General features: G+C 41.8%; 31 protein-coding genes. All 31 read left to right on the top strand.

The window, feature by feature from the left end:
• Position 1 precedes the first annotated feature (1 nt).
• The 31 genes from NE473_RS12430 to NE473_RS12280 all read left to right on the top strand — a co-directional run bounded on the left by NE473_RS12430 (position 2) and on the right by NE473_RS12280 (position 20285).
• Positions 2–766, top strand: coding sequence for a hypothetical protein (locus tag NE473_RS12430; RefSeq protein WP_055649093.1), 765 nt, complete (start codon positions 2–4; stop codon positions 764–766).
• Between the two features lie 103 nt (positions 767–869).
• Positions 870–1937, top strand: coding sequence for a hypothetical protein (locus tag NE473_RS12425; protein WP_007868780.1), 1068 nt, complete (start codon positions 870–872; stop codon positions 1935–1937).
• Positions 1938–2046: 109 nt separating this feature from the next.
• Positions 2047–2244 (top strand): nucleoside triphosphate pyrophosphohydrolase family protein, encoded by a 198-nt coding sequence (locus tag NE473_RS12420; protein ID WP_242827942.1) that lies wholly within the window; start codon positions 2047–2049, stop codon positions 2242–2244.
• The gene (locus NE473_RS12415; RefSeq protein ID WP_007868777.1) at positions 2244–2516 is read left to right on the top strand and encodes a hypothetical protein; all 273 of its coding nucleotides are present in this window, start codon (positions 2244–2246) and stop codon (positions 2514–2516) included. Before NE473_RS12420 ends, NE473_RS12415 begins: the two co-directional genes overlap by 1 nt.
• A gap of 15 nt (positions 2517–2531) precedes the next feature.
• The gene (locus tag NE473_RS12410; protein WP_055649095.1) at positions 2532–2858 is read left to right on the top strand and encodes a hypothetical protein; all 327 of its coding nucleotides are present in this window, start codon (positions 2532–2534) and stop codon (positions 2856–2858) included.
• Positions 2859–2873: 15 nt separating this feature from the next.
• On the top strand, positions 2874–3149 hold the full coding sequence (locus NE473_RS12405; protein ID WP_007868773.1) for a hypothetical protein: 276 nt from the start codon (positions 2874–2876) through the stop codon (positions 3147–3149).
• Positions 3142–3828, top strand: coding sequence for a hypothetical protein (locus NE473_RS12400; protein WP_007868771.1), 687 nt, complete (start codon positions 3142–3144; stop codon positions 3826–3828). The genes NE473_RS12405 and NE473_RS12400 overlap by 8 nt, the downstream gene beginning before the upstream one ends.
• Before the next feature lie 3 nt (positions 3829–3831).
• Positions 3832–4032 carry a hypothetical protein gene (locus NE473_RS12395; protein WP_007868769.1) on the top strand — a complete coding sequence of 67 codons (201 nt, stop codon included), beginning with the start codon at positions 3832–3834 and terminating at the stop codon, positions 4030–4032.
• Between the two features lie 2 nt (positions 4033–4034).
• The gene (locus tag NE473_RS12390; RefSeq protein WP_007868766.1) at positions 4035–4253 is read left to right on the top strand and encodes a hypothetical protein; all 219 of its coding nucleotides are present in this window, start codon (positions 4035–4037) and stop codon (positions 4251–4253) included.
• A 158-nt stretch (positions 4254–4411) separates the two neighbouring features.
• A complete protein-coding gene (locus tag NE473_RS12385; RefSeq protein WP_256265271.1) occupies positions 4412–4786 on the top strand; it encodes a hypothetical protein in 375 nt (124 codons plus the stop codon).
• The gene (locus tag NE473_RS12380; RefSeq protein ID WP_006781014.1) at positions 4783–4920 is read left to right on the top strand and encodes a hypothetical protein; all 138 of its coding nucleotides are present in this window, start codon (positions 4783–4785) and stop codon (positions 4918–4920) included. The genes NE473_RS12385 and NE473_RS12380 overlap by 4 nt, the downstream gene beginning before the upstream one ends.
• The gene (locus tag NE473_RS12375) at positions 4910–5113 is read left to right on the top strand and encodes a hypothetical protein (RefSeq protein ID WP_006781013.1); all 204 of its coding nucleotides are present in this window, start codon (positions 4910–4912) and stop codon (positions 5111–5113) included. The genes NE473_RS12380 and NE473_RS12375 overlap by 11 nt, the downstream gene beginning before the upstream one ends.
• 3 nt (positions 5114–5116) lie before the next feature.
• Positions 5117–5380: a hypothetical protein gene (locus NE473_RS12370; RefSeq protein ID WP_006781012.1), complete on the top strand. Its 264-nt coding sequence runs from the start codon at positions 5117–5119 to the stop codon at positions 5378–5380.
• A gap of 344 nt (positions 5381–5724) precedes the next feature.
• Positions 5725–5901 (top strand): hypothetical protein, encoded by a 177-nt coding sequence (locus tag NE473_RS12365; protein WP_006781011.1) that lies wholly within the window; start codon positions 5725–5727, stop codon positions 5899–5901.
• Between the two features lie 258 nt (positions 5902–6159).
• The gene (locus NE473_RS12360) at positions 6160–6681 is read left to right on the top strand and encodes a hypothetical protein (protein ID WP_007868760.1); all 522 of its coding nucleotides are present in this window, start codon (positions 6160–6162) and stop codon (positions 6679–6681) included.
• Between the two features lie 13 nt (positions 6682–6694).
• Positions 6695–7489: a DUF4839 domain-containing protein gene (locus NE473_RS12355; RefSeq protein ID WP_007868758.1), complete on the top strand. Its 795-nt coding sequence runs from the start codon at positions 6695–6697 to the stop codon at positions 7487–7489.
• A 162-nt stretch (positions 7490–7651) separates the two neighbouring features.
• On the top strand, positions 7652–7942 hold the full coding sequence (locus NE473_RS12350; RefSeq protein WP_007868756.1) for a hypothetical protein: 291 nt from the start codon (positions 7652–7654) through the stop codon (positions 7940–7942).
• The gene (locus NE473_RS12345) at positions 7914–8471 is read left to right on the top strand and encodes a PD-(D/E)XK nuclease family protein (RefSeq protein WP_007868754.1); all 558 of its coding nucleotides are present in this window, start codon (positions 7914–7916) and stop codon (positions 8469–8471) included. Before NE473_RS12350 ends, NE473_RS12345 begins: the two co-directional genes overlap by 29 nt.
• Before the next feature lie 3 nt (positions 8472–8474).
• A complete protein-coding gene (locus NE473_RS12340) occupies positions 8475–11222 on the top strand; it encodes a helix-turn-helix transcriptional regulator (protein WP_055649097.1) in 2748 nt (915 codons plus the stop codon).
• 9 nt (positions 11223–11231) lie between these two features.
• A complete protein-coding gene (locus NE473_RS12335) occupies positions 11232–11483 on the top strand; it encodes a hypothetical protein (protein ID WP_256265269.1) in 252 nt (83 codons plus the stop codon).
• Positions 11484–11760: 277 nt separating this feature from the next.
• On the top strand, positions 11761–12099 hold the full coding sequence (locus tag NE473_RS12330) for a hypothetical protein (protein WP_006781004.1): 339 nt from the start codon (positions 11761–11763) through the stop codon (positions 12097–12099).
• The gene (locus tag NE473_RS12325) at positions 12089–12505 is read left to right on the top strand and encodes a hypothetical protein (RefSeq protein ID WP_330363694.1); all 417 of its coding nucleotides are present in this window, start codon (positions 12089–12091) and stop codon (positions 12503–12505) included. The genes NE473_RS12330 and NE473_RS12325 overlap by 11 nt, the downstream gene beginning before the upstream one ends.
• A gap of 22 nt (positions 12506–12527) precedes the next feature.
• On the top strand, positions 12528–13067 hold the full coding sequence (locus NE473_RS12320) for a phage head-tail connector protein (protein ID WP_007868742.1): 540 nt from the start codon (positions 12528–12530) through the stop codon (positions 13065–13067).
• A complete protein-coding gene (locus tag NE473_RS12315) occupies positions 13064–13396 on the top strand; it encodes a DUF7211 domain-containing protein (protein WP_007868739.1) in 333 nt (110 codons plus the stop codon). The genes NE473_RS12320 and NE473_RS12315 overlap by 4 nt, the downstream gene beginning before the upstream one ends.
• A gap of 11 nt (positions 13397–13407) precedes the next feature.
• On the top strand, positions 13408–15153 hold the full coding sequence (locus NE473_RS12310) for a terminase TerL endonuclease subunit (protein ID WP_007868738.1): 1746 nt from the start codon (positions 13408–13410) through the stop codon (positions 15151–15153).
• Between the two features lie 17 nt (positions 15154–15170).
• Positions 15171–16511 carry a phage portal protein gene (locus NE473_RS12305; protein WP_007868735.1) on the top strand — a complete coding sequence of 447 codons (1341 nt, stop codon included), beginning with the start codon at positions 15171–15173 and terminating at the stop codon, positions 16509–16511.
• Complete coding sequence (locus NE473_RS12300) at positions 16511–17341, top strand: hypothetical protein (RefSeq protein WP_007868723.1); 831 nt, start codon at positions 16511–16513, stop codon at positions 17339–17341. The genes NE473_RS12305 and NE473_RS12300 overlap by 1 nt, the downstream gene beginning before the upstream one ends.
• 43 nt (positions 17342–17384) lie before the next feature.
• Complete coding sequence (locus tag NE473_RS12295) at positions 17385–19250, top strand: HK97 family phage prohead protease (RefSeq protein ID WP_007868722.1); 1866 nt, start codon at positions 17385–17387, stop codon at positions 19248–19250.
• 176 nt (positions 19251–19426) lie between these two features.
• Positions 19427–19636 carry a hypothetical protein gene (locus NE473_RS12290; RefSeq protein ID WP_007868720.1) on the top strand — a complete coding sequence of 70 codons (210 nt, stop codon included), beginning with the start codon at positions 19427–19429 and terminating at the stop codon, positions 19634–19636.
• Positions 19637–19651: 15 nt separating this feature from the next.
• A complete protein-coding gene (locus tag NE473_RS12285; RefSeq protein ID WP_007868718.1) occupies positions 19652–19966 on the top strand; it encodes a DUF7253 family protein in 315 nt (104 codons plus the stop codon).
• Positions 19959–20285 (top strand): hypothetical protein, encoded by a 327-nt coding sequence (locus tag NE473_RS12280; protein WP_006780994.1) that lies wholly within the window; start codon positions 19959–19961, stop codon positions 20283–20285. The genes NE473_RS12285 and NE473_RS12280 overlap by 8 nt, the downstream gene beginning before the upstream one ends.
• Positions 20286–20300 lie beyond the last annotated feature (15 nt).

The following is a 20300-nucleotide window of genomic DNA, read 5'->3' as shown; positions in this document are numbered from 1 at the left end:
TATGAGAGGACGCAAGCGTAGAAGTTTTGATTTCGGGAATTTCGAGATTACGAAACGGGAAATACTGGTAAGTGTATCGATTGTCGCTATTATGCTTCTGATTGGAGTCCTTATTGCTGGAAAAATTTCGGATTATCAATTGGATAAAAATGAAAAATACAACAAGGCGATAAAAATAGAATCGCAGGAACTGTTTGAGTACGGAATGAGGACTAATGCCGGGAACGCTTTTGTATATGGCGATTTGAAAGCGGTCGATACAGTTACATATCCTGAAATTGGTGGAGAATACATTTATATTGAAAAAGTGAAAGAACGATATACAATGCATACTCGCCAGGTTGCACATACAACAACTACGAATGGAAAAACCCATACTTACTATACAACGGAAACCTATTGGACATGGGATTATGCTGGTAGTGAGGAACGGATATGTGATGAAATATCATTTTTAAATCACGTTTTTTCAGTTAGTAAAATCGACCTGCCGGGAAAGGAGTATATAGACACTGTTAAAGAATCCAGCCACATTCGTTATAAGTATTATGGAGTTGGTTTAAACTTTACCGGAACCATATTTACAGAACTGGCTGATAAAACAATAGCCGATAACTCACCATTTTATGAAAATATGAAGATTGATGAAACCGTAGAATACTTAGAAACCGATTTTGCAATGTGGATATTCTGGATTATTTGGATGGTCTTAATTGGAGTCTGTGTCTACAGTTTCTATTATATCGACAACAAATGGCTTGAGTAATTGGAGAATTTGGGAGAGGGTCGAGCAATAATGAGGGCGACCACAAGGCGGATATAGTAGTTGCATAAGGGATGAGTCCGCTATAAGAAAGGAGAAAAAACGTATGAATCTTAAATCAGTGAAAATTATTGCAGTAGATTTCGATGGAACTTTATGTGAGAACAACTGGCCAGGGATCGGAGCGCCGAACGAAGAACTGATAGAGTATCTTCGTAATCGGAAAAAGGATGGAGATAAGTTGATTCTGTGGACCTGCCGCGTGGAAGACATGCTTCAAAAAGCTGTTGAGTGGTGTAAGGAGAGAAATCTGGTGTTTGATGCGGTCAATGAGAATCTTCCGGAAATCATCGAGAACTTTGGTTCTGATACCAGAAAGATTTTTGCAAATGAGTATATAGATGACCGGAATATTCCTTTGTCATCCTGCCGGGAAAAATCCAATACGCAGACATGGGCTGAAAAAGAGGTAGAGATTGCTTGTGAGAACGAAAGAAAAGCCTCCGGAACAAAAGAAAGGGAGTGGGATTATGGTTGCGTCTGCTACGAAAGTGCTCTGAAAGCCTATCACAGTCTGTCCGAGGACGGCCATAGCGGTTTCAGTATCGGTATGACTAAATATATTCTGAATCGCCTAATTGACGGAAAGCCACTTACATCGATCGAGGATACAGAGGATGTTTGGAGTGATATTACGGACCTTTCGGGATATCGCGGTGAAATTGTAAACTATCAGTGTAAGCGAATGAGTTCTCTTTTCAAATATGTATATTCTGATGGAACCGTAAAGTATCACGATGTAGATAGATACTGTGGAATCAATATGAACAATCCACATGATTCCTATCATAGTAGCTTGATCAATCGGGTAATGGAAGAGAAGTTCCCTATTACCATGCCATATTTTCCGGCAAGTAAACCATTTAAGGTCTATTGCGAAGATTTTTTAGTTGATCCGGAAAATGGAGATTACGACACAGTTGGAATTTTCTATACAATTACACCAGAAGACTGTACAGTGGAGCTTAATCGCTTCTTTAAAGAAGAAAATGACGAATTTGTTGAAATAACCAAGGCTGAGTATGATATGAGGAAGCATTGCCATGGCTGTTTCGGAGCCGCTAATAATGATTGTCTGCGTTGCGAGGAGGAGCTTCAGTATGAATCGGAATAGGTTTATCCAGGGATAAAAAGGTGACATTCAATTTTCTGAAAAAGAAAGACGGCGTATTATTCACAGAAGCCTTCAAAAACATTCCTGGAAAACAAAATGTACGGTGGCAATGGAGGAATTTGCAGAGCTTCAGCAGCAGATCAGCAAACAGGTTCGAGGTTATGGCGATAGAATTGGACTCTTGGAAGAGATGGCAGATGCTTATATTTGTCCGAACTTCCTGGAGTCCATTTTTGATATTAAGCCAGAGGATTTACAGAAAGCCATTGATGTGAAGCTGGAACGGGAAAGGAGAAATTGTCAGTAATGGGATTATCAAAACTTTCAGAAGAATGCAAGAATTGCCCGTTTGTCAGTCGGTGTAAAAATAAGCGAATGGAAGCACTGGCGTATATGACTGAAACACAAGTTTTAGCAAACGCGGCAGGTCCAAGTTTCGAAAACTTAGCAGCGCCTTTATTACGAGAAACTATGACAATTATGGTAAACGGTACGCCAACCAAGGTTTATAAAGACGAAATAGAAAAACAGATTTATTCCCAGTTATATTCAGGGTTAGGCTTGAAATTAGGAAGTTAAAAAAGGAGAAAGTTTATGAATGAAAAACATTTGAGTCCTCTACCACAGTATCATATCGACAGAGATAAACTGTGTGAGATTGTAAAAGAAACCGTTGGCTACGATAGACTTATGGACGCATTCTGTCATGGAACTGTCGTTTGTGATGAATTTGCTTGGTTTTCTAACTCCGACGAGTATTACATCATCCATTTGGAAAGTGGCATGATGGTAAATTGGTATAAACATCTCGGAAGGACAAACACTTGCTCACAGAAAGACAGAACTATTGATGATTATTACGAGTTCTTCAGATTATTTAAAGAAGAATTGGACTATTTTGAGAGGAAAAATTGCGAATGAAGAGAGGAGAAAGCGATGATTGAAAGTTTGTTAAAAGAACTGGGAGAACGCCATTTTGAAATTCTTTGGAGATATGAGAGCGCAACGAATTCTATCGTTATTCAGATGGATAAAAGAGACTGTCATCAACGGCATAGGTTGGTTCGTAAAGTTATGTTCGATGACTTTCGTCGTATTAGAAGCAATCAGTTTGAATTTGTTATAGTTCAATTTTTAAAAGACATGGCTCAGGAATTGGAGTATCAAATTAAAGTTGCAGCGGAACCCATGAAAGGAGAAGACAATGATTAAAATTGAAAATGTTGAAGTTATGGGATGGGAACACGCTATCCGCGGAATGCGGAATCCGATGAACAGTTGGGAGAAATCGGATAGTGGAATCTGCAAAGGTGGGGATGATGGTATCGGATGTGAGAACTGTGCCAATTATGATTCCTGCGAGCATACATATGATCATTCCTGGCAGCTCGGTAAAGCAGACCACGATTTGATGATGCGGCTTGCGGATGCGAGGTATCGGCGAATGATTACGGTGAATCTGGACATCACGGCTCCGTTGTATTGGTGGAAAGATTTTTATACCTACGAGGTTGGTATAGCTGTTGATACTCGCTCTGCGATGTCTGAACTGGCTGCGAAGGCGTTTACATTGGACGATTTCTCATGTGAGCATCTGGTCGACGAAGGTGACAACTGCTGGTTTTGTAATTTGGACGTCATCATCGATTCATTAAATTCGGCACGAGAGATGTTTTTAATAACCAAAGACAAGAAATATTGGTGGCAGATGATTCAGCTTCTTCCCGCGTCCTATCATAATCAGAAACGTACTGTGATGACGAATTATGAAACACTAACCAGTGTTTATCCCATGCTAAGAAATCATGAGCTGGATGAGTGGGTAAAATTCTGCAAGTGGATTGAGGCGCTTCCATATTCAGACATTATCATTGGTAGAATGTGGAGATAAAACATGATTCAATACTATGAGTCTATATTTTACAACACCTTGGAAGAACTATTAGCAACTTGGAAACCCAACCATCCGGATGTTTTGCGGTTGAAAGCAAAATATGGAGAAGGTATTCAATTTAGTACCATCGCACATCGAAGTGGTGTGAAGCCTCAATTTGAACTGAGTTGCTACAAACTAAAAAAATTAAAAGGAGCGTAATAATGACATCTATTCAATATGTGATTTTATTTAGCCTTGTATATCTTTATGTATATGCTCTGATTTGTAGAATCTGTAAATGCATTGAACATTGTGCTACCGCCAGAGCTTATTCTAAATTAAGAGAAAACGGAGTTATGACTAAAATGAGCGATGTTGAGGCGGGCATTATTAAAATCGGAAAAGAGAAGGAGGATGCAAGAAAAAATGTGGAGTCATAAGTTAGTAAAAAATAAAATCCATGCCGTTCTGTTTATTCTTCTAGGAGCGTTGTCAGTCCCGATTGAATGGGATGCAACGTTCTTTTTATTTACCCTGATTATAGGTGGATATCTGTTCTTTTCGAAAGAGAATTGGATTTATGAAGGAGAGGAAGACGATGGGACGAGCCGAGAGAAGACGTGCTCAAAAGTTAAAGCAAAAAGAGAAAACCACTACATACAATCTCACAAAGGCACAACTCGATGTCATGGTTCGGGAAAAAATCGGAGACGAACTTATCAGAGTAAAGCAGGAGGCTACCGATGATGCGGTAAATACTGCGATGGTTCTGCTTCTGACTTTGCCATTGAAAGTGTTGATGGACCATTATTGGACAAAATCCTATGCGAAGAGAATTCCGAAGTTCACCGAACGAGTTCTGGAATACTACGAACGCTGGCAAAATGGTGAGTTGGATATGGAAAAACTGAAAGAGGATTTGTGGGAATATGGTGGTGTGAAATTAGTTGAAAGTGAGGGTGAAGCAACATGAAATGTGTAATGGGAGTTATTGCGTGTATTGTTGGGCTCGTGGGTCTGATCGGACTGATTGTGTTAAAGGCGACCAGCTCTTCTGCAACTTATATGGACGATTCATTCCGGTGGGGAGGACGAGATGGGCGTTAAAAATGATTATCGTAAAAATGCAGAAGGGTATTCCGATCCGACTGCCTGTGAAGCACTGAGAAACATTGAGCGGGAAGAAGAACGGTTCCATAAGCTGCTGGATACGATTTTTACTCTTTGTGAACTGTCCGACTTCCACGTTGAAGAGCGGATCGTCATCAAGGACAAACGAACCGGGCGAATTTGGAGGTAGCTTATGGATATGACTGATTTACAGCGAGCGATTGATACACTTGTAGAAGTTTGGGAAAAGTTTACAGCATCTATAAAAGAGATGGCGGATGCTCTGAACAAGGCGTTTGGAGTTTCGACACCTGAGAAAGAGAAGAAAAAGAGTCTAGGTTCTCCGGCTCGATATGGGATGTCTTTGCGGAAATCTCGAAGAGAATCCTTCGTTAAGCAGTATTCGTATCGGCCAATTGTTCAGAAACACTTACCTTATCAGAGAAGGAACTATTGAAAATCGTCCGTACAAAGCTTGAAAGTGGGTGAAAATCACGCCCACTTTTGGGTTTTGAAAAATGGGCTTTGACCACTTTTATGTGGGCTTTTTGAGAAACGCAGGGAATTTTGGGGAAGGATTCGGACGATTTTGGTCAAATTTGCGGCCATTTGCCCACTTTCTGCCCACTTTTAAAACCCCAATTTGGTCAGTAAAAACCCAGTATTTATGCGGGTTTGCGGGCTCAAAGCCCACTTTCCCACTTTTTTTCTTAAACTATTATGATAGAAAGTTTAAAAGTATATAGTAATAGCACAAAAAAAGTGGGTTTTTGGCCACGAGCAAAAAAAATGGAGGAAATCATGAGCAAGATTAGTTGGGAGAGCTTGTATGAAAATTTTAAGTCAATCTATCCAAGGTTGTCGCGGTCATCCGTATATTTTCGTCCGTTCGGTTATATGAGTATAGTAGTGTATTTTGAGAATGGAATGAAGATGGTCTATGATGATCTCAGAAAACAGGCATATATCACAGCTTAAAGAAAATGTCAAGAGATAATGAAAAATTTCTTTTCTTCTGGAAAAATTTGTGATATACTGTAAGAGCCACACAATCTAATATAGAATCCGTTTAAGGGAATTCACTTTGGTAAAAGGTGTATTCTCTCTTTACTCATACCTTAAACGGAACGAGATTGTGTGGCAACAATGGGAGAACACTTTTTTAGGTGCGTCTCTTGTTGGGGCCGCACCTTTTTTATTGCGCCAAAATCTATCTGACTAGAGGACGGTGACATTGTGGATAGACCATATACAGAAATACAAGTTCTAAAAAAATTAGATATTCCTGACTTTCGTCATCTGACAAAGGATAAAGTCATAGCATTTGCTACAATGATTCCGGGAATGGAACCTGAAGTGGCAAAGAAGGCTTTAGAGCAGTTTCCTAACTTCGTATCGATATCTCTTGAAATTATGAAAGAGTATCGGGGTATTCTACAACAGTTGATGAATGATGACAGGGATGGTGCGGAAATATGTTACGATATGTATAATCGTGTGATGAATTCTCTTGAGTGTATTCTTGAAAATGACAATTTGACCTTTAAAGAAAAGACTTACATACTCGAACAAATGAGAGAGGTTGCCGATGAAATATCGAAAAAGGATTCCGAAAAGTCGGCTAACCGCATAAAGTTAATAGGGATTGTGAGTGGAGTGGTGGCGGGTGTTATTACAGTTTTAGGTACTGCCATTGGGGTCAATTTAACTTCTAAGCAAAACAATATTCCCGGCGATGACGAAGAAGAAAACCATTAAAAGGAGATTGAAAATGAAAAAGATTGTTATGTTTATGATCGCAGCAATTATGACGTTTTTGCTTATTGCTTGCTCTGATTCTCAGACACATGATGGCGAAGCAAAGACACCTTCTGCATCGGGAGCTCAAAAAGGAAGGGATTATCAGTCAGTTGTTGAAGATTTTGAAGAACGTGGATTTACAAACATATCGTTAGTTGCTCTTGATGATTTAATAACAGGTTGGCTGACGAAAGATGGAGAAGTTGAAAATGTTTCTGTAGATGGTGATGAAAATTATTCCGCTGATAAATGGTATTCAAATGATGTAGAGGTTATTATTACTTACCATACATTTTCGGAAGAGAGTGATTTGGAAGAAGATGAGGAGTCGAAGGAGTCAATAAGCGAAAAAGCCGAAGACAAAGCAGTAGAATCGATACTCACAATTGAAACTTGTGCTGATCTCGAAAAACTTTTATCGACTGAAGGAGAAATAAACGATTTTTATTCCACTTTTGCAGAACAATATAAAGGCTCAACGATAGTATTCGATGGTTGTATTACCTACATTACAAACCATGGCGATTACGATACTCGATATGATATTTTGATGAGCGGCGGTAATTATGTAGATGATGAAATGGTCAATCCTGGACCAATCTTTAAGTTTGAAGATGTGAATACTTATGGAATGGGAATCGAGGATTTATATCTTCCTGATTATATAAGTGTCGGATCAAATGTACATGTGACCGCTGAAGTTGAGTATTTTAGTGAGAATGAAGGTGTTTTTTATCTAAATCCTGTGAAAGTTGAGTCCCGATAAAATAAAGAAATTATTTAGCCTGTACCTATTGGAATTGGGGTACGGGCTATTTTTATGTTTTCATTTGTTTCTTTTTGCGCGCGAAAAATACATCGACTGTTATGAAGAGAGAGGGTTAAAATGGCCATTCTCTCTTTTATTTTGGAGAAAGGAGGCTTACTTATGCTGGAAAGCGAATTTCAGAATAAACTGATCCAAGAACTGAAAAAAATGTTCAAAGGCTGCATTGTAACAAAACTGGATTCCAGCCACATTCAGGGAATTCCTGATTTGCTGATCCTTTATAACAATAAGTGGGCCACTTTAGAATGTAAGAAAAGTGTTCGCGCCAAGAAACAACCAAATCAAGAATATTATGTTGGACGAATGAACGAGATGTCGTTCTCAAGATTTATTTGTCCTGAAAATAAGGAGGAAGTGTTACATGATCTTCAACAAGCATTCTGCTCTTGAAGGGCAACACGCCTTTCTTGGCGCAAGTAAATATCACTGGATCAACTATGACGAATCCAAAGTTGCAGAATCGTATTCAAAATTCCTTGCAACTCAAAAAGGAACAGAGCTTCACGATTTTGCGGCAAAATGTATCACACTTGGACAGAAACTTCCGAAGTCCCAGAAAACATTGAATATGTATGTGAATGATGCCATAGGATTCAAGATGGTTCCTGAGCAGCCTCTTTTCTATTCGGAGAATTGCTTTGGAACAACAGATGCGATTGCATTTCGAAATCGTATGCTTCGCATTCATGATTTAAAAACCGGCGTCATTCCTGCGCACATGGAGCAGCTTGAAATATATGCTGCTCTTTTTTGTTTGGAATACAAAATCAAGCCAGCCGACATTGAAATGGAACTTCGGATTTATCAGAACAACCAGATTCTTTATGAGAATCCAACGGCTGAAACCATTGTTCCCATCATGGACAAGATCATCACATTCGACAAAGTAATCAACAAAATCAAAGAACAGGAGGGCTAACTTATGAATCCGATTGCAGAAGAAATTTTGATGCATTATGGAATGCCCCGCCGTTCCGGTCGTTATCCGTGGGGATCTGGTGATAATCCGTATCAGCATAGTGGAGATTTTCTGAGTCGAGTGGATGAACTGAAAAGTCTGGGTATGAGTGATACCGAAATTGCAAAAGCCATGGGTTTAACCACCACTCAATACCGTACGCAGAAATCGTTAGCAAAAGATGAACGTCGTGCGCTGGATGTGGCGAGAGCAAAATCTCTTCGAGAAGATGGTTTGAGCTTAAATGAAATTGCGAAAGAAATGGGCTTCGCAAACGACTCTTCTGTTCGTTCGCTTTTGAATGAAAATTCTGAGGTTCGTATGAACCAAGCTAAGACAACTGCTGAAATTATCAAAAAGCAAATTGACGAAAAAGGCATGATTGATGTTGGTGCCGGTGTGGAACGTGAACTTGGAATTTCCAAGGAGAAACTGAATGAAGCACTCTATATGCTGGAGATGGAGGGTTATCCTGTTTACGGCGGACGAGTGGATCAGGTAACAAATCCTGGGAAGAAAACAACGCTTCGTGTGATTTGTCCTCCTGGAACAGAGCATAAAGAGATTTACGATTTTGAGAATATCAATTCTCTGAAAGATTATGTCTCTCATGATGATGGGGAATCTTTTGATCCCAAATTTGTTTATCCCAAAAGCATGGATTCAAAGCGGTTGCAGATTCGGTATTCGGAAGATGGCGGCGAATTGAAGGATGGTGTTGTGGAAATTCGAAGAGGTGTTGACGACCTGTCTCTTGGAGAATCCCATTATGCTCAGGTTCGCATCTTAGTTGACAAGACACACTACATCAAAGGGATGGCGGTTTATTCAGATGACCTTCCTGATGGTGTGGATGTTATGTTCAACACCAATAAGAAAAAAGGGACACCTAAAATGGATGTTCTGAAACCAATCAAAGATGACCCGGATAACCCGTTCGGTTCTTTAATTAAAGAGGGAGTTAATGACCCGGATAACCCCACTACTGAAAGAGGAGGTCAGAGTTACTACTATGATAAAAATGGGAAGAAACAGCTTTCCCTTATCAACAAGCGAGCAGAAGAAGGGGATTGGGGCGAATGGGCAGACAAGCTTCCATCTCAGTTTCTGTCGAAACAGAGTAGAACTTTGATAAAGAAGCAGTTGAATTTAGCGGCCGCAGACAAGCAGTCTGAATTTGATGAGATTTGTTCTCTTACGAATCCAACAGTGAAAAAGGTTCTTTTGAAATCTTTTGCTGATGACTGCGATGCAGCCGCTGTTCATTTACAGGCAGCCGCTCTTCCCAGACAGAAGTATCAAGTTATTCTTCCATTGACATCTATCAAAGACAATGAGGTCTATGCTCCGAACTACAAGAATGGAGAAACAGTAGCTCTTGTGCGGTATCCGCATGGTGGAACTTTTGAGATTCCAATCTTAACTGTTAATAATAAGCAGCCAGAAGGAAGAAGAGTTCTTGGGAATACACCGACAGACGCTATTGGCATTAACAAAAAGGTTGCTGACCGTCTTTCCGGAGCTGACTTCGATGGCGATACTGTCATGGTGATTCCTTGTAATTCTTCTAATAGTAGGGTGAAGATTACTTCTACTCCACAATTAAAGGGGTTGGAAGGATTCGATCCTAAGATGTCTTATGGGACCGTTAAGAAAGGTGACGATTATTGTAACAGCAGCGGTCAGAAGATTAAGATTATGAAAAATACCCAGACAGAAATGGGTAAGATTTCAAACTTGATTACTGATATGACTTTGAAAGGTGCTACTCAAGATGAGCTTGCAAGAGCTGTACGTCACAGTATGGTCGTCATCGATGCAGAGAAGCATAAGCTAGACTACAAGAAGAGTGAGCAGGACAATGGTATTACGGCTTTGAAGAAGAAGTACCAGGCTCACGATGACGATGATGGTTATGGCGGAGCTTCTACGCTGATTTCTCGTGCCAAGTCTGAGACTTCTGTGTTGAAAAGAAAAGGAAGCCCGATCATTGACAAGGAAACCGGAGAGCAAAGCTGGAAGAGCGTCAGGGAGGAGTACATAGATAAGAACGGAAAGACCCAGGTGCGGACTCAAAAGAGTGCCAAGATGGCAGAAACCAGAGACGCTCGCACTCTCTCATCTGGGACACCACAGGAAGAGGCGTATGCAGACTATGCAAATACCATGAAGTCTCTGGCTAATCAGGCCCGCAGGGAGATGGTTAATACTGGAAAGATAGCCTACTCTGCTTCAGCAAAACAGACCTACCAGACAGAGGTTGATTCTCTTATGGCTAAGCTTAATGTAGCTTTAAAGAACGCCCCCCGCGAGCGTCAGGCACAGACCATGGCGAATTCTATTGTGGCCGCTAAGAAGATAGACAACCCTGATATGACAAAGGCTGAAATCAAGAAGGCTAATCAACAGGCCCTTACTGCGGCCCGTACTGCTGTTGGTGCCAAGAGAACCCCTGTCGAGATTACAGATCGTGAATGGGAAGCGATTCAAGCCGGCGCTATCAGCGAGAACAAGCTTACCCAGATTCTCAACAGTACAAACATAGATACAGTCAGACAGAGAGCTACCCCTCGTGCAACAACAACCCTTAGTTCTGCCAAAGTAAATCGTATTGCGGCGCTGAACGCTTCTGGCTATAGCACTGCTGAGATAGCAGCGGCTTTGGGTGTTTCCAGTTCTACTGTGTCGAAGTATCTGAATGGAAAGGAGTGAACAAAGTAAATGGCGAAGAAGTGTATGCTTACAACCATTGACAATCCTTTCGATCCATTTGAACAGTTCACTTCATGGTTACTGTTTGATGAGGAAAAAGGTTATCATTCATGTTCGTATCTTGGTAGAATTGCCAGAACCTCGGACCAACTCTCCGATGAAGAGAATGACTTGGAAGTTGAACGAGCAATTAATGAGATCGTAAAATACGATTTCCGAAACATTTACAAAAAAGTTACGCGAGACGCGGGGGCTGTCTAGGTATCAGATGGTATAGGGGGGGGGTAGCAAAAATCGCACCCCCTCCGTCATCGCGGCGGTCTTTAAAAATTCCCCGGGGGTATTTTTCGGAGAATGTTTTTACCTTCCGGCAGTATTTAACAGAGCTCATAAGGTTGGCTAAGTAATAAGCTGTGGTTCTTTTTACTCTTTTTTCTCCTTTCGGTAAAAAAGTTACAGTCAGCCTTGTGGGTTCTTTTAAATACTGCCGGAAAACTTTTATGAAACTATTGAAGAACAGACGGGAAGGAGGCAGTAAATGGCTAGAAAAGTAAAGAGTTCTGAATCGACAGGTTCTTCCAAAAAGATTCGTCCTGCTTTGACTCCGGAAGCAAGGGAACTTCAGATGATTTCTTTGGCTGTTGACCTGGCTGAAAGACAATTGCTGGAAGGGACTGCTTCTTCTCAGGTCATTACTCACTATTTGAAACTGGGCTCTTCCAGAGAGAAGCTTGAGAGGGAGAGACTGGAGGAAGAGAACAATCTGTTGCGGGCAAAAGTAAGAGCTATTGACTCCACAGATGAGATTAAAGATCTCTATAAGGACGCCATCAATGCGTTTCGTATATACAGTGGACAGGGTAACGATGATGATTAGGACATATTCGGAATTATCAAAATTGAAGACTTTTAAAGAACGATACGAGTATCTTCGTTTGGGCGGAGTCATCGGGGCAGACACGTTTGGGTTTGACCGATATCTGAATCAGATTTTCTATCGGTCTATGGAGTGGAAGTCAGTTCGTGATTTTGTGATTGTGAGAGATAACGGATGTGACCTCGGAATAGAAGGTCATGAGATATATGGGAAGATATTGATTCACCATATGAATCCGATTTCCGTGGAGGATATTTTAAAGAGAAGTGATTTTCTTTTAAATCCAGAATTTCTCATCTCAACAATTCTTACAACACATAATGCCATTCACTATGGAGATGAAAGTCTTCTTGTCGCAGAACCTATTGTTCGAAGCAGAAACGATACATGTCCCTGGAAACTTTGATGGAGAGGAGATCATAGAGATTATGGAAATTATAGAGAGTATATTGACTTCAATCAAAAAGATGCTTGGTATTACGGAAGAATATGAACATTTCGATTCAGATCTTATCATGCATATCAATTCAGTGTTTATGATTTTGACACAACTTGGGGTTGGTCCGCCATCGGGATTTTCCATTCGGGATAAAACTTCTATATGGAAAGAATTCGTCTCCGATGAGACAAAATTTCAGTTAGTAAAATCATATATGCATTTGAAGGTAAAGCTGCTGTTTGATCCTCCTTTGAGTTCCGCTGTAATGGCGTCTATGGAAAAGATGATTGCTGAGGCGGAGTGGAGACTGAATGTTGCAGCGGAAACTGACGAAGAAAAGTCCGAAGAACACGAGTCCTACGATGGCGAGTATAGGGTAACGCCGAAAGCGTTCCAATCTCAAATGCTGGATACTGAGAATAAAGTTCTGGATCGAAATATTGTGGTAACAGAAGTTCCGTATTACGAGACTGGGAACGCAGCAAACGGAGTGACATCATATATCGCAAAGGAGGGAGATTCAAAATGAGTAATGAAGCATTACTACAGCATCACGGGATTCTTGGAATGAAATGGGGCGTCCGAAGAACTCCCGAACAGCTTGCAAGAGCAAGCGGAAAGAAGACGAGTTCCGATGATGAGGTGAAGAAGATGTCTGATTCGGAACTCCGCTCAAAGATCAACCGTCTTCAAATGGAAAAGCAGTATAAACAGCTTACCAGTTCAGAAATTTCTGTCGGTAGAAAGTTTGTACAGGATGTGCTGACCAATGCCGCAAAGCAGACCGCCACCAATTATGTATCGAAGTACATGACGAAGGGAATTGACGCGGTCATCAAGAAAGCAACAAGCAAGTAGGTGATTCAATTATGGCATTATCAAACACTGCCGTTCCCAAATACTACGGCATGTTTCGGGATGCCGTAATCAGGGGAGAGATACCGGTTTGTAAAGAAATCTCTATGGAGATGAACAGAATTGACGACCTAATAGCCAATCCTGGTATTTACTATGATGACCAGGCCGTCGAAGGATGGATTGCCTATTGCGAATCAGAACTAACATTGACGGACGGTTCTGATTTGAATTTGCTGGACTCGTTTAAATTGTGGGGTGAGCAGCTTTATGGATGGTACTACTTCGTCGAACGAAGTGTGTGGGAGCCAAGTTCTGACGGACATGGCGGCCGATATGTGAATAAAAGAATCAAGCAGCGTCTGACGAAGAAACAATATCTTATCATTGGGCGAGGAGCTGCTAAATCTTTGTATGACACCTGTGTTCATTCCTATGGGCTGAATATCGACACATCCACGACTCATCAAGTCACGACAGCTCCTACCATGAAACAGGCGGATGAAGTAATGTCACCTTTTCGCACTGCGATTACAAGGTCGAGAGGTCCATTGTTCCGGTTTCTGACAGAGGGCTCTTTGCAGAATACGACTGGTTCTAAAGCAAAGAGAATGAAATTGGCCTCCACCAAAAAGGGTATTGAGAATTTTCTCACAGGTTCGCTTTTGGAAGTGCGGCCAATGTCCATCGCAAAGCTTCAGGGATTACGACCTAAGATTTCTACAGTGGATGAGTGGCTGTCCGGTGATACCAGGGAAGATGTGGTGGGCGCTTTAGAGCAAGGAGCATCGAAATTGGATGACTATATCATTGTTGCCACGAGTTCAGAGGGAACAGTGAGAAATGGAGCAGGCGATACAATCAAAATGGAGTTGATGGACATTCTTAAAGGAGAATATGTCAATCCACATGTTTCCATTTGGTGGTATAAGCTTGATTCCATTGATGAAGTTGGAAATCCAGACATGTGGTTGAAGGCGAATCCCAATATCGGTAAAACGGTAAGCTATGAGACCTATCAGCTCGATGTGGAAAGAGCAGAGAAGTCTCCGGCGGCCAGAAACGATATCTTGGCTAAGAGATTTGGATTGCCGATGGAGGGCTACACCTATTACTTCACATATGAAGAAACTCTTCCTCATAAGAAGAGAAGCTATTGGCAGATGCCCTGCTCTTTGGGAATTGATTTGTCGCAGGGGGATGACTTCTGTGCTTTTACGTTCCTTTTCCCGTTATCGAATGGTTCCTTTGGAGTTAAAACCAGGAACTACATTTCTTCATCGACTCTGATGAAACTTCCGGCAGCAATGAGAATTAAATACGACCAATTCATGGATGAAGGAAGCCTGATTGTCCTAGAGGGAACCGTTTTGGATATGATGGAAGTCTATGAAGATTTGGATAACCATATCACAGAATTTGGCTATGACGTTCGTTGCTTGGGGTATGACCCGTACAACGCAAAGGAGTTCATTGAGCGATGGTCTTCTGAAAATGGTCCGTTTGGAATCGAAAAGGTAATACAGGGTGCTAAGACAGAATCCGTTCCTTTGGGAGAGTTAAAGAAACTTTCTGAGGAGCGGATGCTTTTGTTTGATGAAGAACTTATGACCTTTGCAATGGGGAACTGTATCGTTATGGAAGATACGAATGGAAATCGTAAATTGCTGAAAAAGCGATATGACGCAAAGATTGATGCTGTGGCAGCTATGATGGATGCGTTTGTTGCTTTCAAGCTGAACAGAGATGCTTTTGAATAGGAGGTGACGATTTCAAAATGGAAGTTTCAATCGGTTCCAGGATTAAACATGCCTGGAATGCTTTTTTAAATAGAGACCCAACAGGTTTCTATCGGGACATAGGGGTTGGATATTCGTACAGGCCCGACCGTCCAAGACTCACAAGAGGAAATGAAAGATCTATCGTTACCTCTGTATATAATCGAATCGCATTGGATTGCGCTTCAATTAACATTCAACATGTCCGTCTGGACGACTCCGAAAGATTTCTTGAAAAAATTTCTTCGGGGCTAAATGATTGTCTGAATTTATCAGCCAACATTGACCAGACTGGGCGGGCTTTCCTTCAGGATGTGGTTTTGTCAATGCTCGATGAGGGATGTGTGGCGATTATCCCGGTGGATACGGATGATGACCCTGACACTACAGGCTCCTATAAAATCGAGTCAATGCGAACCGGGAAGATTCTGGAATGGTTTCCGAATCATATCAAAGCAAGAGTTTATAATGAGCGGACTGGATTAAAGGAAGACATTGTAGTTCCAAAAGATACGGTCGCCATTATTGAAAATCCGCTTTATGCGGTGATGAATGAGCCAAACTCAACGATGCAGCGTTTGATAAGAAAACTGAATTTATTGGACGTTGTTGATGAGCAGAGCAGTTCAGGAAAACTCGATTTAATTATCCAGCTTCCCTATGTGATAAAAACAGAAGCAAGGCGTCAACAGGCTGAGAAGAGGCGTGTCGAGATTGAGCGTCAGTTGGCCGGTTCTAAATATGGTATTGCGTATACCGATGGTACGGAGCGAATCACACAGTTGAATCGTTCTGTGGAAAATAATCTGATGAAGCAGATTGAATATCTAACGAGTATGCTATACAGCCAGTTAGGTATCACTCAGAGTATATTGGATGGTTCCGCAGACGAGAAGACCATGCTGAATTACTACAACCGTACTATTGAGCCGATCATTTCAGCAATCGTTGACGAAATGAAACGTAAGTTCCTTACTAAAACAGCCAGGTCTCAAAAGCAATCGATTCTGTTCTTCCGTGACCCCTTCAAACTTGTACCAGTAGCTGATCTGTCAGAAATTGCTGACAAATTCACAAGAAATGAGATTATGACATCAAACGAAATTCGCCAGATTATTGGTATGAAACCGTCTGATGATCCAAAAGCTGATGCGCTGAAGAACAGCAATATCAGTGAGGCCAAATCTGATCCTTCAAACGGTAGTTCTGATGTCGAATCCAATGAAAGTGATGCCGGAGCCGATTATGACAGTATCATAAACGAGCTGCTTGACGGTCTTGAAAAGGAGATTGATGAAATTATAGGAAGCTATCTTTCGGATGATGAGGAGGAGACCTAATGGATATTAACGAGCCTCTTCAACACTATGCATCTCCTTATTACGACCCGGTGAAAGCTCATGAATATTATATGAGAACCAGAGAACTCAAAGGGCGTCGTTCCACAACGAAGCTTAACGATGAGGGAAAGAAAGTCTGGGCTTATACAAAAAATGAGATTTCTGGTGAGAAGAAGGAAAAGGTAAAAGAAGAACAGGAAAAACGGAAACAAAAAATTGCTGAGCTGAGAGCAAAGGCCAAGGCGACCCGAGAGCAGATCTCGGCTAAATTAAAGGAACTGAATACTCAGCTTACCGAGGAATCTTCGTCGAGAAGGAGTAGGGTTGACTCCCGTAAAAAATCTGATTTGGAGGATATTGGAGAAGAAGCAGAAGACCAGAAAGAGCGTATCGATGAAAAGAAGAATACTGAGATCGAACGCTTAATGGCGATAGAAATTCCATCCGGGTTATCCAAAGAGGAAAGGGTAAAGCGAGTAGCGGAGCGAAATGAGAAAATTGCAAAGCTTCGTGATGATGCCAGCGAGGATAAATCTAAGGTGAGTGAGCAGGCGAAAGCTGAAAAGGAAGAGGTGAGAACTTCCGCAAGTCTTAAGAAGAAGCGAATTACCGAGGACACCAAAGAAGAAAGGGCTGATAATTCTGCGAATGCTAAATCGGAAAGAGAAAAAGTTAGTACAGAGTTAAAGGCTGCCGTTACCGCCGCAAGGGAAGCTTATAAAGCGGCAAAAGAAAATCTTGATGCCACTTATGAAGATCTTTATCAGCAAGAGTTTGACAAGATAGCTTCCGAATATAAAGCGGTAAAGAAGAGGAAACGGAGGAAGTAGCAATGGCTTTCGCACAATACTGATAGAAGGAGTGATTTTCAAAATGGAGAAATACGATTTTAGTGGTTGGGCCACTAGAAACGATCTTCTTTGCACCGATGGCCGTACCATCAAAAGGGATGCGTTTAAGAACCAGAATGGACAAACTGTTCCACTAATTTGGGGACATAATCATTCCGATCCCAATCGTGTACTCGGTCATGGGGTACTGGAAAATCGTGATGAGGGCGTTTATGCCTACTGTAGTTTCAATGACAGTGAATCCGGACAGGCAGCGAAGAAGCTAGTTAAGCACGGAGATGTTCGTTCACTTTCTATTTGTGCCGGTCAGCTTAAACAGGCCGGAGCGAATGTGATGCATGGCGTTATCTACGAACTGAGCCTTGTTCTGGCTGGAGCTAATCCGGGAGCTTTCATTGATTCTGTTATGGCTCACGGTGAGACTTCAGAAGACCGTACCATTATTGGATATGACGAGAACATTATGATTTATCATTCCGCCGAGGAGGATGACAAATCCGAGGAAAAGAAGACGGAGGAGAAATCCAAATCTAAGGAAGATAAGACTTCTGAAGAAAAACCTGAGGAAGTTGACGAGACAATTGAGCAGGTATTTAATACCCTCAATGAAAAGCAGAAAAATGTGGTTTATGCAATGATCGGACAGGCTATTGGGGAAACCGATAAGCCTGAAGATAAAAATGATGACGATTCTAAAGGAGGAAATACCGAGATGAAGCATAATGTGTTTGACAACGATAAGAAAAACGAAACCGGTGGCTTTCTGACGCATTCCGCACAGGAAGACATCATCAAGGCGGCGAAGACCAGCCAGGTTGGTACTTTCCAGACAGCGCTTCAGCTTTATGCGGAGCAGAACGGTCTTCAGCATGATGCTGTCAGCGGCGGATTTGTTCAGACCGGCGACGGAAATGTGACGAGTCTGTTCCCGGAATATCAGGAAGTGCGTCCGGGGGCTCCCGAACTCATTACCAATGACCAGGGCTGGATTACTAATGTGATGAAGAAAGTACATAAGAGCCCGATTTCCAGAATCAGAACCAGCCAGACCGATATTCGCGGTATTGATACACTTCGCGCCAGGGGCTACAAGAAAGGAAAAGAGAAGAAGCAGGCCGGAAATTTCAAGTTGGTACGCAGAACCACCGATCCGCAGACCGTTTATGTGAAGAATGCTCTGCATCGCGACGACATTGTCGATATCACGGATTTCGATTATGTAAAGTATCTGTATGACATCGACCGCCTGATGCTCAATGAAGAGCTGGCTATTGCGATGATGCTGGGGGACGGTCGTGATGATGGTGATGAGGGTAAGATCGATCCGGATAAGATCAGACCTATCTGGACCGATGATGACCTGTATACCATTCATGCAGATTTGGATGTTGCCGCCGCAAAAAAGGAACTTCAGGGTACTAATACCGGCGTGAACTTTGGCGAGAACTATATTTACGCTGAAGCAATGATCAATGCGGTTTTGTATGCAAGAGAGGATTATAAGGGTACTGGCACTCCCGATATGTACATCACTCCTCACATGCTCAATGTAATGCTCCTGGCTCGTGATATGAACGGCCGCCGCATTTATAGCTCTAAATCAGAGCTGGCTTCTGCTCTGAATGTTGGGGAAATCCATACGGCCGAGCAGTTCGAAGGCAAGACTCGTAAGACGGACGACAGCAAGACCAAGAAGCTGCTTGCCATCATCACGAACCTGAATGACTACTCTCTGGGTGCTACGAAAGGCGGCGAAGTTACTCACTTCACGCAGTTTGATATCGACTTTAACCAGGAGAAGTCCCTTCTGGAAACCAGATGCTCCGGCGCTCTGACCAGAGTGTACTCCGCCATTGCGATTGAAGAGGACGTAACGGTAAACCCTTAATCAGCTTCTCCGTTAGTCCCGAAGATGGAGAAGCCAATCTGTTCGGGAAAACGGTAAATTCGTTACAGGAGAATATTGCTATCAGAGAGTCTGAGATTACCGGTACATTGAAGCATGTTACTGGATACACGGGATTTAGCAGTAATACTTCTGAGCAGGAAGGAAACTATCTTGCTTTGAAAGTTGATGCTGATTCCAAAGATGCAGTTGCGACCGTTGAACTCGTAGGTGGTACCAAAGGACCGGTTACGCTTGATGACGACATGAACATTGTACTCCTTATTAAGAATAAGGATACTCAGAGCATTAAGGTGACGGTAGACAATGGAGAAAATTCCACTACGAAGACTTATGGGCTTATTGGATTGACTTTGGAGACAGAGTAAAGGAGAGAATTCAAAATGGCAAAGTTTTTTGGGAAAATCGGCTATGCAATATCAAAGGACGTTCGTCCGGGTGTTTGGGACGGGGAAATTACTGAGCGAGAGTATTTCGGCGATTTGATTCGGAATACCAGTCGGTATCAGACTTCCAATAAACTCAATGACGATATCAACATTTCCAATGAGATCAGCATCGTGGCCGATCCTTTTGCTTATCAGAATTTTCACGCAATGCGGTATGTCGAGTTCATGGGAGCGAAGTGGAAGATTTCCAGTGTTGAAGTACAGTATCCGCGTCTGATTCTGACGGTAGGAGGTGTGTATAATGACTGATCGACGAATCCTGTTTCATAAACTGTTGTGCGAGATTTTATCTTGCCCGATAGAAGGTGAACAGTGCCGATGTTATTTTCAGCCTCCGGAATCTATTAAGATGAATTACCCCGCTATTGTATATAGCCTTGATGATGTAGACAAGACATATGCAAACGACGGGGTATATTTATCTAATCGAAGATATGCCGTTACCGTTATTGATAAAGATCCGGATACATCCTTGGTGCAGAAAGTAACGAATTTACCGATGAGCCGGTTTGACCGGCATTTCAAAAAAGATAACCTGAATCACTACATTTTTAATGTGTATTTCTAAGATTGGAGGAATAAT

The sequence above is a fragment of the Hungatella sp. SL.1.14 genome, from assembly GCF_024460495.1.
Classification (GTDB): domain Bacteria; phylum Bacillota; class Clostridia; order Lachnospirales; family Lachnospiraceae; genus Hungatella; species Hungatella hathewayi.
Note: the sequence above shows the minus strand (reverse complement) of the source record. Positions and strands in the feature narration are given on the sequence as shown.